At 61.8% G+C, this 15,617-nt stretch carries 13 protein-coding genes; 5 read left to right on the plus strand and 8 right to left on the minus strand.

Translation table 11 applies throughout. The features are described from left to right. Positions 1-15 precede the first annotated feature (15 nt). Positions 16-1,173, minus strand: a complete 1,158-nt coding sequence (locus SRB521_RS13295) for an aminotransferase class V-fold PLP-dependent enzyme (RefSeq protein WP_075704533.1) — start codon at positions 1,171-1,173, stop codon at positions 16-18. A 15-nt stretch (positions 1,174-1,188) separates the two neighbouring features. Next, positions 1,189-2,385, minus strand: a complete 1,197-nt coding sequence (locus SRB521_RS13300) for a polysaccharide deacetylase family protein (protein ID WP_075704534.1) — start codon at positions 2,383-2,385, stop codon at positions 1,189-1,191. A 204-nt stretch (positions 2,386-2,589) separates the two neighbouring features. Between SRB521_RS13300 and SRB521_RS13305 the strand changes: the two genes are divergently transcribed. The 5 genes from SRB521_RS13305 (at position 2,590) to SRB521_RS13325 (ending at position 8,486) form a co-directional block, all read left to right on the plus strand. Next, positions 2,590-3,177, plus strand: a complete 588-nt coding sequence (locus SRB521_RS13305) for a hypothetical protein (protein WP_075704535.1) — start codon at positions 2,590-2,592, stop codon at positions 3,175-3,177. A 27-nt stretch (positions 3,178-3,204) separates the two neighbouring features. Further along, complete coding sequence (locus SRB521_RS13310) at positions 3,205-3,894, plus strand: response regulator transcription factor (RefSeq protein ID WP_075704536.1); 690 nt, start codon at positions 3,205-3,207, stop codon at positions 3,892-3,894. Then, on the plus strand, positions 3,891-4,382 hold the full coding sequence (locus SRB521_RS13315; protein ID WP_116722189.1) for a hypothetical protein: 492 nt from the start codon (positions 3,891-3,893) through the stop codon (positions 4,380-4,382). The genes SRB521_RS13310 and SRB521_RS13315 overlap by 4 nt, the downstream gene beginning before the upstream one ends. A gap of 36 nt (positions 4,383-4,418) precedes the next feature. Further along, the gene (locus tag SRB521_RS13320; protein ID WP_116722190.1) at positions 4,419-5,909 is read left to right on the plus strand and encodes a sensor histidine kinase; all 1,491 of its coding nucleotides are present in this window, start codon (positions 4,419-4,421) and stop codon (positions 5,907-5,909) included. Between the two features lie 246 nt (positions 5,910-6,155). Next, a complete protein-coding gene (locus SRB521_RS13325; RefSeq protein WP_116722191.1) occupies positions 6,156-8,486 on the plus strand; it encodes a vitamin B12-dependent ribonucleotide reductase in 2,331 nt (776 codons plus the stop codon). A gap of 60 nt (positions 8,487-8,546) precedes the next feature. Here SRB521_RS13325 and SRB521_RS13330 read toward each other — a convergent pair whose 3' ends face one another. The 6 genes from SRB521_RS13330 to murI all read right to left on the minus strand — a co-directional run bounded on the left by SRB521_RS13330 (position 8,547) and on the right by murI (position 15,555). Continuing rightward, entirely contained in the window at positions 8,547-9,134 is a 588-nt protein-coding gene (locus tag SRB521_RS13330; protein ID WP_058118356.1) for a GNAT family N-acetyltransferase, read from the minus strand. 96 nt (positions 9,135-9,230) lie between these two features. Beyond that, on the minus strand, positions 9,231-10,478 hold the full coding sequence (locus tag SRB521_RS13335; protein WP_033116594.1) for a homocysteine S-methyltransferase family protein: 1,248 nt from the start codon (positions 10,476-10,478) through the stop codon (positions 9,231-9,233). 127 nt (positions 10,479-10,605) lie between these two features. Further along, complete coding sequence (locus SRB521_RS13340; protein WP_075704540.1) at positions 10,606-12,081, minus strand: HAD family hydrolase; 1,476 nt, start codon at positions 12,079-12,081, stop codon at positions 10,606-10,608. Between the two features lie 284 nt (positions 12,082-12,365). Next, positions 12,366-14,114: an arginine--tRNA ligase gene (gene argS, locus SRB521_RS13345; protein WP_116722192.1), complete on the minus strand. Its 1,749-nt coding sequence runs from the start codon at positions 14,112-14,114 to the stop codon at positions 12,366-12,368. Positions 14,115-14,190: 76 nt separating this feature from the next. Continuing rightward, entirely contained in the window at positions 14,191-14,634 is a 444-nt protein-coding gene (locus SRB521_RS13350; RefSeq protein ID WP_058118359.1) for a YwiB family protein, read from the minus strand. 105 nt (positions 14,635-14,739) lie between these two features. Next, positions 14,740-15,555, minus strand: coding sequence for a glutamate racemase (gene murI, locus SRB521_RS13355; protein ID WP_075704542.1), 816 nt, complete (start codon positions 15,553-15,555; stop codon positions 14,740-14,742). Positions 15,556-15,617: the final 62 nt, after the last annotated feature.

Consider the following 15,617-nt stretch of genomic DNA (forward strand, 5'->3'; position numbering starts at 1 on the left):
CACGCATTTGTATTCTCATATCCCCATGACCTCGCACACGGCGGCCTGAAGGTAGTCGATATCCTCGAACCGGGTGAGGGGGTTCACGGAAAAGCGGACCGTTCCCTGTGGGAAGGTCCCCAGGGTCTTATGGGCCAGCGGGGCGCAGTGAAGGCCGCACCGAGCCTGTATGCCGAACTCCTTTTCCAGGCGGAAGGCGGCCTCGGCATTGTCCAGGCCCGGAAAATCCACCGATACCACACCCACCTGGCGTTCGGCGTCCAGCGTCCCCAGCACCCGCAATCCGTCCTCCTCCATCTCCCGCATTCGGGCGATGAGATGGCCGGTCAGCCTCTTCTCCCGCCGGCGCAGGTTCTCCCAGCCCTGGGCGGCGCCCCAGTCCAGCGCGGCCCGGAGCCCGTAAATCCCGGGAAGATTCAGTGTGCCCGCTTCAAACCGGTCCGGAAGGAAGCCGGGCATACTCTCCAGGTCCGAAAGACTCCCCGTCCCCCCCGCAATGAGAGGTGTGAGCCGCTCTGCCAGGGCGTCGGTGAGGAGTAAGCCCCCCAGTCCCTGCGGTCCCATCAACCCCTTATGGGCAGGGAAGGCCAGCGCGTCGATACCCATGGCATCCATATCGATGGGGAGCAGACCAGCGCTCTGGGCGGCGTCCACACAAAAGAAGATGCCCCGCTCCCGGCACAGTTTTCCTACCGCCTCAATGGGCATCCGGGTGCCGCACACGTTGGAGGCGTGGGTGAGCACCACAAGCCTTGTCCGCTCCGTCAGGCGCCCCTCCACCTGTTCCAAAAGCAGTTCTCCCTGTTCGCTGCAGGGCAGGTAGTCCACCGCCACGCCCCAGCGCTCCATCTGTTTCAGCGGACGCAGCACGGCGTTATGCTCCATGGTGGAGACGGCCGCCCGGTCCCCGGGCTCCAGGAGGCCCTTAATCACATAGTTGAGAGAGTGGGTGCAGCCGGGCGTGAAGATCACATTCTGGGGGGCCGGCCCCCCCAGAAGTGTGCAGAGCTTCTCCCGCACCTCCAGCGCCACATTTGCCGCGTCATAGGCGTTCTGGTAGTCGCCGCGGCCGATGTTGCAGCATACCCGGTCCAGGAAGTCCGCCGCGGCCTCCGATACGCCGGGCGCTTTGGGCCGGGTTGTGGCCGCGCTGTCAAAGTATCGCTGTCTCATGGTGCGCCCCCTCAATTAAAATTCCGTCTCCACCGCCACGCGGTAATCATAGCGGTCTTCCCGCAGGGTGGTCAGCAGCCGGCCCAGCACCGCGGCAGACGCGGCGCTGTCGTCCAGCGTGATGCGCGCCGTGTTCTCCCTGTCCTCCAATGCCCCGAGGAGCTCGTTGTAGACCGTTCCGCTCCCTCTCCCCTCCGGCAGGCCGCTCAGGTTCCCACGCCAGCACAGCCAGCCCTCAGCCTCCAGCGCATCGGCCACCGTCCGGTCCTCCGCCAGCACAATCCGGGCGTAGGTCCTTCCGATATGGGCCAGAAGCTCATTGGCGGCCTGCAGCTCCTCCCGGGCCGCCGCAGGCGTGTCCGCCTGTGTGAACAGGCCGATGACATGCCCCTCCCCCATGGCCCGGCGGATCAGGTCGTCCCGCTGCGCCAGCCGGTCCGCCGGGAACAGGAGCAGCGCCGCTCTGCCCTCCCGGGCCAGCGCGTCCAGCACCGCCTCTCCCGCCTCCCCTGTATCACAGCGGAGGGCCAGGTAGACCCGCACCGCCCGCTCGTCCTGGCTGCCCGGCGCAGGCGTGGGCAGGACGGCGGAGGGCGGCGTGGATTCGCCCCCGGGCTCCCCGCCGGTCTGGGCCGTGACGGTGCGGTAGTAGTTTTGAAGCTGGATGAGGTAAGGGGTGGTCACCGACCCCCGGAACTGCTGGTCGCTGAGGCTGGCGTCTGCGTTGTGGATGCGGATATAGGGGTAATATTTTGTTCCGAAAACAATGTTGCCCTGGGTACACTCCAGCCCGAAATAGGCGCAGGTGGAGCTGGCCGAGACATAGATCTGCCCATTGCGGATAATGGCGGTGGGCGTCTTCCGCTCTCCGTCCGGATAGTAATCATAGGATACCCCGGTCCGCAGGTCAAAGGTCAGATTTTTCGCGTCACTGTTGAAGAGCGTGAGCGTATTCTGGGTCTTGTTCTGTCCCCCGTCAAATACGCCCAGCTTGATCCCGCCGTTCTGATTGGCCACAAAGGTGGTGTAGGGGACATAGATGGTCCCGCCCACCCGGATGGGCATGGTGCTGTCGTTGAGGGGCATGGGGCTGTCGTTGAGTCCCAGGAAGATCACGTTTGCGTCCCAATCCTCGCCGGCGGCCGCGGCCTGAAGCGCCAGCCCCAGCAGCAGTATGGCGGCGCACAGGGCCGCCAGAATTTTCTTTTTCATCTCCTCCGCGCCTCCTCTTCCAACGATTCAAAGCGGATGTTCTCCTGTTATTATAGCATACCCCGCCCGGCACGGTAAACCCCGGCTTGTCCTCCGCAGAATTCTCGGATATAATTTAATCTGTTTTAAAGACTTTGTAAATTCCCTTTTTGTCTCCGTTGGGGTATACTGTCCATAACAAGCTGGGAAGGAGGGGCCGCTCTCATGACCGCAACGCCGGAACAAGTGAAAAGGCTCTGCGCAGCCTCCGGCGCGGACGAGATCGCCGCGCTCTCTGCCCTAGAGCGCCGGAACGGGGACCTGCTGGAGGCCCTTCTGGAGCTGGAGCGGCAGGGCAGCGCCCGGCCCCCAGCCCGAGGTGGATTTTATACCACCCGGCCCCAGGGCAGCACAGGTCCCGCCTCCGCCCTTCCCGTCGCCAATGCGGGAGGGCGCCGTACGGGCGGCTGGCGGCGGACCCAAGAGGATCTCTCCCCGCCGGGCCTGGCCGCAGCCCTGCGGGATCTGGCCCGGCGGAGCGTAGAGAACTATCTGGAGATCCGCCGCCGGGGCAGGCGGGTGACCTCCATGCCCCTGCTGATCCTTCTGCTGCTCCTGGTCTTCTTTTTCTGGATCACGGCGCTCGTACTGGCCCTGGGGCTGGTGCTGGGCTTCCGCTATCGCTTCGGCGGGCCGGATCTGGACCGGGAGACCATGGATCGGGCTACGGCCCGGCTCTCCTCCAAGGCGGCAGCCGTGCGGGACAAGATCCGTGCTGCGCTTCAGGGGCGAGGGCGCGGCCGCAGGCGATGACGGTGTTTTTGAAAGGAGGCTTGTCCCTTGGCGGAAAAAATCCTGCTCATCGAGGACGAGGAAAAGCTGGCCCGGATGGTGGAGCTGGAGCTCCGATATGAGGGCTACGAGGTAGAAAAGGCCTTCGACGGCCGAACGGGCCTGGAGCGGGCCCTCTCAGGGGAACACGATCTGATCTTGCTGGACATCATGCTCCCAGGCATGTCCGGCATGGAGGTGCTCCGCCGTCTGCGGCGGGAAAGCCAGGCGCCTGTTATCATGCTCACCGCCCGGGACACAGTGGTGGACAAGGTGTCCGGCCTGGACTCCGGGGCGGACGACTATATCACCAAACCCTTCGCCATCGAAGAGCTGCTGGCCCGCATCCGGGCGGCCCTGCGCAAGCGGCCCTCCGCCCCGGCGGAGGCCCCCAAGCTCACCTGCGGCGCCCTGGTCATGGACACCGAGCGCCACGAGGTAACGGTGAGGGGCGCTCCCGTGGAGCTCACCCGGCGGGAATTCGACCTACTGCACTATCTGTTGGAAAACAAGGAGAAGGTCATCTCCCGGGAATCCCTTCTGGACCATGTCTGGGGCTTCGACTTCGCCGGGGAAACCAACGCCGTGGACGTATACATCCGCTTTCTCCGGTCCAAGATCGACGAAAAGTTCGGTGTAAAGATCATCCACACGGTCCGGGGCGTGGGCTATGTGGTCCGGGAGGAGGATGCGTCATGAGCCCGTCCGCCATCGTATATGCCTCCGCCACCGGTTTTACCCGCCGATACGCCGATCTTCTCTCAGAGCGGACCGGCCTGCCCTGCTTTGCGCTGGGCGCCGTGCCCGGCCCGGACCGGGGCGCGGCGGTTCTCTATCTGGGCTGGCTGTGCGCAGGTGGGATCAAAGGCCTCCGAAAGGCCCGGGCCCGCTACAAGGTGCAGGCGGTGTGCGCCGTCGGCATGAGCCCTGCCGGGACGGCATACACCGATCAGGTCCGCGCCCAAAATCATCTGGAGAACCTCCCCTTTTTCTACCTCCGGGGCGGCTACGCCCCGGAGCGGCTCACGGGTCTCTATCGACCCATGATGTCTCTGATGTCCAGAATGGTCTCCAAAGCGTCCGCCGAGGACGAGGGCGCGCGCGCCATGCAGGAGGCCTTTGCCAAAGGCGGCGACTGGGTGAGCGCGGAGCAGCTCTCCCCGGTGCTGGACGCGCTGACCGAGTAGCACACTCCACCCCGCTCCGCAAGGGAGGCGTCCGCCATGCCGTCAAAACAAAGCCAAAAGCCCCGGGGGCGGGTAAAATCCTCCATCGTCCTGCGGCTGAACCTGCGTCTTTTCCTGCGTCTGCTGGGCATCTATGTCTTTATGGACCTTCTCCTCCTGCTGCTGACCGGGGGAGGCGTCCTGCTCTGGGCCGACCGGCAGTGTGCCGATGTGTCCGCCCTGGTGGAGGAGCGCGGTGTGCCCTCTGCCGAGGCCACCGTCTGGATGGCCGCCGGGGACTATACCGTGTCCGCACTGACCGAGCCCCCAGACCGGGCCGGCTTTCTCCTCAACGGTGCGTATTTCAACCTGGGTTCTCTCCGCGACGACCCGCTCTCCGGGAGCCTGCGCACCCTGGATCTGGGCGCCGCCCCCTTCTTCTTCGGCCCCTGGACCTCTCATCCGGGCCGGGACGTGACCTACACCGTCGCCCTGCCCAACAACGGCGAACCCTACGCCATCACCCTGGATCTGGAGCACCAGGTCACCTTGGCGGTCTTTGCCGGGCGGGTGCTGCTTATCTGCCAATTGGTGAGTCTGTTGTGCAATCTGTTTAAAAACGCGGGCACCATCAGGCGCACCCTCAAACCCATTCAGGAGCTGGCCGCTGCGGCCACCCGGCTGGGAAACGCCTCCTCCATGTCTCCGGAGGAGCTCTCCGCTCTGGCGGGAAGGCTGGATGAGATCAACGCCACCCACTTGGATAAGCGCATTCCGGTCAGCGGCACCCAGAAGGAGCTCAAGACCTTGGCCCAGGCCATCAATGCCATGCTGGACCGCATCAATGAGGCCTATCGCTCTCAGATGCGCTTCGTCTCCGACGCCTCTCACGAGCTCCGGACCCCCATCTCTGTCATCCAGGGTTATGCCAATCTCCTGGACCGATGGGGCAAGGATGACCCCGACACCATGCAGGAGGCCATCGACGCCATCCGTTCCGAGGCCGACGCCATGAAGGAGCTGGTGGAGCAGCTTCTCTTTCTGGCCCGGGGGGACAATGATTCCATGCGCATCGACCAGACGGACTTTGACCTTACGGAGGTGGCCGCCCAGGTCCTCAAAGAGACAGAGATGATCGATCAGACCCATCTCTTCTCCGCGCAGTGGTCCACCGGCCCCGTACCCGTCCACGCCGACCTCGGGCTCATCAAGCAGTGTCTCCGGGTCCTGGTGGACAACAGCATCAAATATACCCCCGCCGGAGGCCGGATCACCCTCCGGGTGGAGGCGGACGAGAGCCTTGCCCGCCTCTCTGTCCAGGATGAGGGCCAGGGCATCGACGCTGAAAGCCTCCCGCATATTTTTGACCGCTTTTTCCGCACCGATCAGTCCCGGGCCCGCCAGACCGGCGGCACCGGCCTGGGCCTGGCCATCGCCAAATGGATCGTGGAACGCCACGGCGGCTGGTTTGAAGTCCTCTCCCGGGAGGGGATCGGCACCCGGATGACGATGGTCCTGCCCCTGGCACGCCTGGCGGAGGAGGACTGAACGGGCTCAAGTCCGGCCGCCGACCTTACAGTCTGCACCTGCTGCGGCCTTCCTCTGTTTCTTCAGGAGGAGGGCCGCAAATTTTTTCTCTGTCCCCTCTTCTCCCTTCCCCCAAGGACTTCGGGGCGCATTCCTTTTCAGACCCTTCTTTTTTCTACACAACGATATATTGACAACAGTGTTTTCCATGATACAATATCTGGTGTACATCCGCAGGATTCATCCCACAAAAGAGGAGCGAGATATATGCCCATTTCCGAAAATGCCCGCGCCGTCCTAGAGCGGCGCTATCTGATCCGTGACGAGCACGGAGAGCCTGTTGAGACGGTGGACGAGCTTTTTCACCGGGTGGCGGACGCGGTCGCCGCAGCCGATGCGCGCTTCGACCCCAAGGCCGATGTGGCGTCCACGGCCAAAGCCTTTTATGACCTGATGACCAGCCTGGACTTTCTCCCCAACTCCCCCACCCTCATGAACGCCGGCCGTCCGTTGGGACAGCTCTCGGCCTGCTTCGTGCTTCCGGTGGAGGACTCCATGGAGCACATCTTCGACGCCATCAAGAACGCCGCCTTGATCCACAAGTCCGGCGGCGGCACCGGTTTTTCCTTCTCCCGGCTGCGGGCCAAGGGCTCCACGGTAAACTCCACCGGGGGTGTTGCCAGCGGCCCCATCTCCTTTATGAAGGTCTTCAACGCCGCCACCGAGGCGGTGAAGCAGGGCGGCACCCGCCGGGGGGCCAATATGGGCATTCTCCGGGTGGACCACCCCGATATCATGGACTTTATCACCTGCAAGAACGACACCAAGGAGATTACCAACTTCAACATCTCCGTTGGTCTTACCGAGGCCTTCATGGCCGCTGTGGAGTCCGGAGGGAGCTTTGATCTTGTGGACCCCGCATCCAAGAAGATTACCGGACAGCTCAACGCCCGGGCGGTGTTCGAGGCCATTGTCAACTCCGCCTGGCAGACGGGTGAACCCGGCATCATCTTCCTGGATCGCTTGAATCGAGACAACCCCTGCCCCGGACAGGGGGAAATCGAGTCCACCAACCCCTGCGGAGAGCAGCCTCTGCTGCCCTATGAGGCGTGCAACTTGGGCTCCATCAATCTGGTCAACCACCTCAGGCAGACCGCAGAGGGCTATACACTGGACCGCGGCAAGCTGGAAAAGACCATTCGGGCTGCCGTCCATTTCCTGGATAACGTGATTGAGGTCAATCAGTATCCCCTGCCGGAAATTGACAGGGTGACCAAACTGACCCGGAAGATCGGCCTGGGGGTCATGGGATTTGCGGATATGCTCCTCTACATGGGCATCCCCTACAACTCCGACGCGGGAGTCTCCATGGCCAAAACCGTCATGGAGCTGGTGCAGACCATCGGCCATCAGGAGAGCCAGCGGCTGGCCGAGACCCGGGGCGCCTTCCCCCTGTTCGCCGAAAGCGTCTATCGGGACGGCACGCCTCTCCGCAACGCCACTGTTACCACCATCGCTCCCACCGGCACCCTGTCCATCATTGCCGGCGTCTCCTCCGGCGTGGAGCCCGTTTTTGCCTATGCTTACATCCGCAACGTGATGGACAACACCCACCTGATCGAGACCAACCAGATCCTGAAGGACAAGCTGGCGGAGCGCGGACTTTTCTCCGATGCCCTCATGCGGGAGATCGTGGAGAAGGGCACCCTGGCCCATGTCCCCGGCGTTCCGGAGGATATCCGCCGGATTTTTGTCTGCGCCCACGACGTCTCCCCCATCTGGCATGTGAAAATGCAGGCCGCGTTCCAGGAGTACACCGACAACGCGGTCTCCAAGACGGTGAACTTCCCCAATTCCGCCACCCGGGAAGAGGTCGCCGAGGTCTACCGCCTGGCCTATGAGCTGGGGTGCAAGGGCACCACCATCTACCGGGACGGCTCCCGGGACGAGCAGGTGCTGAACATCGGCAAGGTAAACGACGGCAAGCCTGCCGAGTCCGGATCGGCGCCCCTTCCCGACCACGTGGAAAAGCTGCTGGAGTCCAATTGCGACTCCACCGCATGTCTCCTTCGCAACGGCTCCATCATGCCCCGGCCCCGGCCCGACGTGACCATGGGCTACACGGAAAAAGTGAAGATCGGCTGCGGTAACCTGTATATTACCGTCAATTACGACGAGCAGGGTATCTGCGAGGTCTTTACCAACACCGGGCGGGCGGGCGGCTGCCCCTCGCAGTCCGAGGCTACGGCCCGGCTCATGTCGGTGGCCCTGCGGGCGGGTGTGGACAGCGACGAGCTGATCCGTCAGCTCAAGGGCATCCGCTGTCCCTCCACCATCCGCCAGCAGGGTATGGCCGTCACCTCCTGTCCCGACGCCATTGCCAAGGCCATTGAAAAGGTCATGAAGGCCTCCAAAAACCAGGAGATACCCCCCTGTCCGCCCCCGATGGAGCCCATCCGGCCCCAGGGGGCCCCAAGCCCCTCCATGACCCCCGCCGAGGCCAAGCAGGCCAAGTTCTGCCCCGAGTGCGGCAGCCGGCTGGAGCATGAGGGCGGCTGCGTCACATGCCGGAACTGCGGCTATTCCAAGTGTGGTTGACCGCTCCCAACCAAAAACGCTGTGCTTCTTAAAAAAGAGGCACAGCGTTTTTCATTGATTTTATGCATCCGGGCAAATTGGGATTGATCCAGTTGCCTTATCGTAATCCTCTGCCAGCAGACTATACATAGCCGCATCTACAATTCCTCTGTTGCTCCAATCGGCCTTCCGTAAAATTCCCTCAAATGACAATCCGCATTTTTCCATCACCTTACCCGAATTCGGGTTCTCAGGGTCATGCTGGGACTCGATTCTTTTGGCCTTCACCTCATGGAAGAAAAATGGAATAATACCAGAAAACGCCTCGCTTGTATATCCCTTATTCCACCACTTACTCCCAATGCAATATCCAATATGGACCTTGCTCGTTTTTTCCTCCATATCCACAACGGATATGGTTCCAATTGGCTCATCGATTTCTTTCAAAACGATGCCCCACTGATAAAACGTCTTATCCTTGTAATTTTCAATCCAGCTTTTTAAAACCGTTTCCGTAACTGTAATATCCCGATGCGCCGGCCATCTCAAGAATTCTGTTACTCTGCTGTCACTCGTCCAATTATCAAAAGCGTGTTGAATATCATTCGCTGTAAACCGTCTCAGCAGAAGTCGTTTTGTATCGATTGGAACGGTACCTCTGTGTTCCATCGTTTTCCCCCTTTACATTAACAGGCGGAAACGCCATGATGGCAAGTTTTTTCTCTCGTTGAGGCTTTTTGACACCACAAAATCAGAGGCTGCTTTTTAGAGTACGATGAGCCCATAGAGTCTGGAAAGCCGTTCCAGCACCTCCGGCTCCAGTTCGGCGGTGCCGTCGTAAAAGGCCCGGCCCTGATAGACCCGCAGAGCCCCCTCCATCAGCTCCGGCACATCGGACCAGAGACAAAGGGCGTCCTTGATGGCGTACTGCTCCTCGGCGAAGATCTCCAGATCATCTTCTTCCAGGATGGCGATACGGAGCGCCCCCACCGGTCTCTCCTCCTCCGCCTCCAGGATATCCTCCACCAGATCGGGGGTACACTCGATGGTCTCTCCCACATCCACGTCCGGAGTGATGAACCGGGCCTCCTTCTCGCTGGCACAGGGGATCACGTCCGGGTCCTTCGCCACCGGTGGAAACGCGGAAAAATCGATCTGCTCCAACGCTTCCCGCATCGCCCGGATATGGCCCGGGTTGGTGCCGCAACAGCCGCCGAAGATGCGCACACCCGCCGCCGCCCAGCTCGGGACCCGTTTGGCGAATTCCCCGGCATTGTCCTGATAGGCCGGCGTTCCATCCGACAAGGTCTCCGGCAGGCCGGCGCTGGGCTCGGCAATGAGGGGCATATCCGTATAGAGGTGGAGACGGGTGAGCTGCTCTTCAGCCACAGCAGGGTCCACACAGTTGAGGCCAAAAGCGGCCACCCCCATGCCCTGCATCACGATGGCACAGGCCAGCACGTCCGTACCCGTGGGAGTGCGCCCCTCGTCGTCGCAATAGCAGGTTACCAGAACAGGCTTGTCCCCTCCGGCTTTTCGAATCCCCAGTACGGCGGCCCGGGCCTCCGCCATGGCCATGACGCTCTCCACCAAAAAGAGATCCACCCCGGCGGAGAGCAGGACGCCCGCCTGCTCGGCATACAGGTCCACCAGCGCCTCAAAAGGGGTCTCTCCATAGGGGGGGATGGCCTGTCCGGTGGGTCCCAGATCCCCGGCCACCAAGGCCCGGCCCGCCGCGGCTTGGCGGGTGAGCGCGGTGAGGCGCCGATTGTACTCCTCCAGATGCCCCTCCAGTCCAAATCTCTCCAGCGCGCCCCGGTTGGCCCCCAGCGTCGGGGTCACCAGCACGCCGGCCCCTGCCTCCACATAGCTCCGCTGGAGCTCCAGCAGGGCCTCCGGGTGTTCCAGGGCCCACTGCTCGGTGCAAGCCCCCTGGGGCATGCCCCTCTTCTGCAGTTCGGTGCCGGTGGCCCCATCCATCAGAATGGGCAGGGATAAGGGTATGGGCTCCATGATATAGGATTCCTCCTCATGTTCTTCCAGTTTGTTCTGCTCAGTATATCACAGGCCGGATGAAAAAAGCAAGGGCCGCCTGTCGGCGGCCCTTGCTTTTTATCATCGCCCGCAGGCGGGCGAATTGTCAGGAGGCGGGGCGGACCAGGACTTCCTCGGTCTGGCCCAGCAGAATGGAGTACTCGCTGGGACGGAGCTGGCCCTTGTTCTCGTCCCGGCCCTGGAGCACAAAACGGGCGTCGGCGTCGCCGATGGTCTGGGCAGCCTCGTTGGAACCCTCCCAAATGGGATCGCTGGAGGGCTTGCGGTAGCGGTTGAAGATGACGCCCAGCACCGTATCGCCGGACTCCATCCAGTCGGTCATCATGTTCCAGTCGCCCGCACTGTCGCCGAAGACGATCAGGGGGCCCGCGCCGTCATACTTGGGGGCGATGAAATTGGTGATGATGGTGCTCTTGCCCTCACCCTGGGTCTGGGCATACATGCCCTCGCCGCCCCAGTCGTAGTCATACTCATTGATATAGCGGCCGTTCTCATCCAGCTTGTTGCGCATGGCAAAGACCTGATCCTCAGGTACGCCATACCCCATGCACTCGTTGGCGGCCAGGATGGTGTCGATGGGGGAGGCGGAGACAATATACACATCGATATCGTTGGCCATCAGTGTATGATAGAGATCCACCAGCTCATCCGTGAAGGTGACGCCAGTGGTGTAGGAGGCGCTGACGATCCCGGTCTCGCCGGGGAGCTCGATGGGAGAGGTCCAGGTCTCGGAGGCATAGCGGCCGTAGCCGGCCCAATATTCATGGGAGGCGGTCGCCAGCTCCTGTACCTCTTCAGGGGTCATGCCGGTGAAGAGATAGGTGACCCAGGGATAGGAGACGGCGTGATCAAAGTAGTCGCCCAGATTGTTGTACATAAAGCGCAGCTTGGCGGCGAAATCCTGGTACTCGTTGGAGGCGTGGATGTAGGCCAGATCCTTGTCTCCCTTCATCCCGGAGTAGTTGTTGTAGATCCAGGCGTAATCGGACACCAGATCGGCCACCAGCGTGGCGGGGGTGATGGTCTTGCCGTCGATGCTCTTGCCCATCTCCTTATCAAGATCGGGGATGCCGGTCTCCAGCACGGCCTCCATGTCCTCGGGGGCGATCTTGAAGATCAGGTTCTCGGTCTGGTAGACCAGCAGGGCCTCCTGCACGTCGAAGATAACGGAGGTATTGTCGAAATCGAAGACCACATAGCGGCCCTTGCCCGCGTTCTCATCTATGACGGCCTGAATGCGCGCCCGGGTGGCGGGGGCCCAGTTGCCGGTGATCAACTGCGTAGCGTCGGGCTTGTAGTGGGTGGTGGTGTCGATGGCGGCGGTGTCGGTGGCCGCATCCCAGGTGAGGCCGAAATCCAGATTGGTGGCAAAGTCGCGGAGCTTGAAGTAGTTGTTCCCGTTGTCGATATTATAAGCCTCCACAGACGCATTCTTACCGTCCACAGTCACCTTTGTGGTGGCGGGCGTCACGGAGACGGCGGCGAACGCAGTGGAGAGACCCAGTCCCAGGGCAAAGACCAAGCCCAGGGCCAGCAGCTTTGAACTTTTACGATTCTTCATGTATCGTTCCTCCTGACAACTCTTGAAAATAATGCTGTTTTTACGCAGGGATGTCGTTTTTCCCGGCATTCCTCCTCTCTGGTAAAGGCATTTTGATGATAACACGAGCACGTTTTTAATTGCAATGCCTCCAACTATTTTCTGCTACTTCAATAGTTTTCTTCTATACTTTTTGTGCATTTTACACATTCTTTACCCGGATTTTTCCCATGCTTTTTGAGGAGCATGCTCAAAAAAGCTGCGCCTTACTGTGGGTAAGGCGCAGCTTTTTACTCTGAGCATCGTCACATTTTTTCCGGGGCGCTCACCCCCAGCAGTCCCAGTCCGCCGGCGATGACGGCCCGGGTGGTATCCGCCAGCTTGAGGCGGGCATCCCGCAGGGCGGGGGCCTCTTCCCGAATACGGCAGGCATTATAGAACCGGTGGAAATCGCCTGACAGCTCCACCAGATAGCGGTTGATGCGGGAGGGATCGTAGTCCCGCGCCGCCAACCGGATCTCTTCCGGCAGCATGGAGAGCGCCTTCAGCAACGCCTTTTCCTCCGGCTGGACGAGCAGCACGGCGTCCACGTCCCCCGCCGCCGGGACCGCCGCCCCCTCTTCCGCGAGCTTGGCGATGAGGGAACAGATGCGGGCGTGGGCATACTGCACATAGTAAACCGGATTATCCGAATCCTCCCGGACAGCCAGATCCAGGTCGAAGTCCAGCGGGGAATTGCTGCTGCGGGAGTTAAAGAAATAGCGGGCCGCATCCACGGAGATCTCATCCAGAAGGTCATGGAGGGCAATGGCCTTGCCGGAGCGCTTGGACATTCGGACAGGCTTGCCGTCCTGGAGGAGGTTCACAAGCTGCATGAGCACCACCACCAGGCGGTGAGAGCCGTCCAGGCCCAGGCCGTCCAGCGCCGCCTGGAGCCGCGCCACATGGCCGTGGTGGTCGGCCCCCCAGATGTTCACAGCCTTGGAGAATCCCCGCTTTTCCAGCTTGTTGCGGTGGTAGGCGATGTCGGCGGCAAAATAGGTATAAAAGCCGTTGGCCCGGCGGAGCACGTCATCCTTCAGGTCCAGCTTGTCCGCCTGCTCGCGGGTCTTTCCCTCCCGCATATACTTTTCCTTGAGGAGCTCGGTGGTGTTGAGCCACAGGGCCCCTTCCTTTTCGTAGGTCCAGCCACGCTGGGTGAGCATCTCCACCGTCTCACGGACATAGCCGCTCTCATGGAGGCTGGACTCGAAGAACCACTCGTCATACTCGATCTGATAACGCCGGAGGTCCTCCTTCATCTTGGGCACGTTGACGCTCAGCCCGAACTGGGCCATCGCCTCCTGACGCTCCTCCTCGCTCTCCTCCAGCCAGCCGTCCCCGTGCTCGGCGCGGAAAGCCTGCGCCAGCTCCCGGATGTCGTCGCCATGGTAGCCGTCTTCCGGGAAGGCGAAGTTCTCCTCGCCCAGAATGAGCTGATGATAGCGTGCGTCGATCGACACGGCGAACTTGTGGATCTGATTGCCGGCGTCATTGACATAGAATTCCTTCCAAGTGTCGTATCCAGCCATGGACAGGACGTTGGCCAGCGTGTCGCCCAGCACGCCGCCCCGGGCGTTGCCCATGTGCATGGGGCCGGTGGGATTGGCAGAGACGAACTCCACCATCACCTTTTCCCCATGGCCTTCGTCGCTCTCGCCATAGCGGGCGCCCTCCCGCTCCACGTCGGCGATGACCTGGCCGTACCACCTGGATCCCAAGGTAAAGTTGAGAAAGCCGGGTCCGGCGATCTCCACCTTGTCAAAAAAAGAGCCCTCCAGATCCAGGTGGTCGCAGAGTGTCTGGGCAATGGCGCGGGGCGCCATGTGCATGGCCTTGGCCCCCGCCATTGCGAAGGAGGAGGCGTAATCCCCGTGGGAGACGTCCTTGGGGATCTCTACAGAGCCCCCGACCTCCAGGCCGCCGGGGAGCTGTCCGGCCGCCGCGGCCCTCTCATAAGCCTTTTGCGTAAGCTCCGCCACCTGACTCTTGGCGGACTGGATCAGATTCGACATGTCCTTCCCCTTTCCATCACTTATACTATCTGTGCTCTCCACTTGTGCGGTACCGGCTTGGGGCCGGTCCGCGCCCTCACTGCTTCAGGATGGCTTCCTTTTCCCTTACATCGATGTGGAAGGCGTTCTCCCCCGCCACCGCATGGTCGATCTCAATGGCGTAATCGATTTCGATCTGGCCGCCGTGGTCATCCAGGGCGGCGCGCATCTTCCGGGTGTTGATGCCGATCGAAAGCGCCCCATAGGGCGTATCATACATGGAAAAGTGCCTCCGCCCCGGCTGAAAGACCATCTGGGAATTGAATTCGCCCATCCGCAGCAGCGTGATGCAGTCCGGCTCCACCTGGAAGGTGGTGAGGGTCCCCTCCAGCCCGGTGAGCTCGCTCTCCTGATATGTGAGGGTATAGCCCTCCTCCCCGCAGTCTATCAGCCGTCCCTCCGTAATGAGCTCCACGGTCTCCGGCGGGTTGTCGTCCAGGGTCTGCGTCCCCCTGATAGAGATGATAACGCTTTTATCCATCGGGAAATTACCTCGGTTGCACATAGAATCCGGGTTATTATATACTAGAAGGAGGGGAATGTAAAGCCCAAAAACGTGCGCCTTGGTCGGACGCCGGGGAGCGCCTCAGTACCGCCAGATATCCACCTGGGTGACCTCCGCCGCCACATCCTGCCGCAGGAAGATCGAGGCCAGACGGGAAAAATCCTCCACGCTGTCGCTGACATAGTAACGGCTTTCCCCGCGCCTGCCAGGTTCCGCCAGGGCGGCCATCCCGCCCAGTCGCTCCGCCACACGGCGGGCGCACTTCTCCCCTACGTTCACCAGCGTCACGCCGGGCCCCATACAGTTCCCGATGACCTCGGTCAGCAGCGGATAATGGGTGCAGCCCAGCACCAGGGTATCCACGCCGGCATCCTGAAACGGTTCCAGGTACTCCGCCGCCACCGTCTCCGCCACGACATCGCCTGGGCGGAAGCGCCCGTTCTCCACCAGCGGCACAAAGAGCGGACATGCCCGGGAGAGCACGCGCACACCGGGGGCCTCCGCCGCGATCCGCCGCTCGTACGCCCCGCTGCGAATGGTGGCCTGGGTGCCAATGAGTCCCACCAGGCCGTTTTTCGTGCTCCGGGCCGCCGCCTCCGCCGCGGGTTCCACCACGCCCCAGATGGGAATGTCGTTTTCCTCCGTCAGTACGTCCAGGGCCGTAGTGGACACAGTGCCGCAGGCGATGACGATGGCCTTCAGGTCAAAGGTACGGAGAAAAGCCACGTCCTGCCTAGCATAGCGCACAAGGGTATCCCGCGAACGGCCGCCGTAGGGCACCCGTGCAGTATCTCCGAAATAGATGATGTCCTCCCCGGGCAGCAGCCGCTGCAGCTCGCGCACCGCCGTCAGGCCGCCCAGGCCGGAGTCAAACACGCCGATTGGCCGATTATCCACGCAACAGACCTCCTGCTTTTCCTTCTCAGACACCCGCCGGAGGCATGCCGACGGCCGTCTTA

This window comes from Intestinimonas butyriciproducens, assembly GCF_004154955.1.
Lineage (GTDB): Bacteria > Bacillota > Clostridia > Oscillospirales > Oscillospiraceae > Intestinimonas > Intestinimonas butyriciproducens.

Coding starts and splice junctions, on each gene's coding strand:
- SRB521_RS13295 (WP_075704533.1), bottom strand. CDS start 1,173: ATGAGACAGCGATACTTTGACAGCGCGGCCACAACCCGGCCCAAAGCG.
- SRB521_RS13300 (WP_075704534.1), bottom strand. CDS start 2,385: ATGAAAAAGAAAATTCTGGCGGCCCTGTGCGCCGCCATACTGCTGCTG.
- SRB521_RS13305 (WP_075704535.1), top strand. CDS start 2,590: ATGACCGCAACGCCGGAACAAGTGAAAAGGCTCTGCGCAGCCTCCGGC.
- SRB521_RS13315 (WP_116722189.1), top strand. CDS start 3,891: ATGAGCCCGTCCGCCATCGTATATGCCTCCGCCACCGGTTTTACCCGC.
- SRB521_RS13320 (WP_116722190.1), top strand. CDS start 4,419: ATGCCGTCAAAACAAAGCCAAAAGCCCCGGGGGCGGGTAAAATCCTCC.
- SRB521_RS13325 (WP_116722191.1), top strand. CDS start 6,156: ATGCCCATTTCCGAAAATGCCCGCGCCGTCCTAGAGCGGCGCTATCTG.
- SRB521_RS13330 (WP_058118356.1), bottom strand. CDS start 9,134: ATGGAACACAGAGGTACCGTTCCAATCGATACAAAACGACTTCTGCTG.
- SRB521_RS13335 (WP_033116594.1), bottom strand. CDS start 10,478: ATGGAGCCCATACCCTTATCCCTGCCCATTCTGATGGATGGGGCCACC.
- SRB521_RS13340 (WP_075704540.1), bottom strand. CDS start 12,081: ATGAAGAATCGTAAAAGTTCAAAGCTGCTGGCCCTGGGCTTGGTCTTT.
- argS (WP_116722192.1), bottom strand. CDS start 14,114: ATGTCGAATCTGATCCAGTCCGCCAAGAGTCAGGTGGCGGAGCTTACG.
- SRB521_RS13350 (WP_058118359.1), bottom strand. CDS start 14,634: ATGGATAAAAGCGTTATCATCTCTATCAGGGGGACGCAGACCCTGGAC.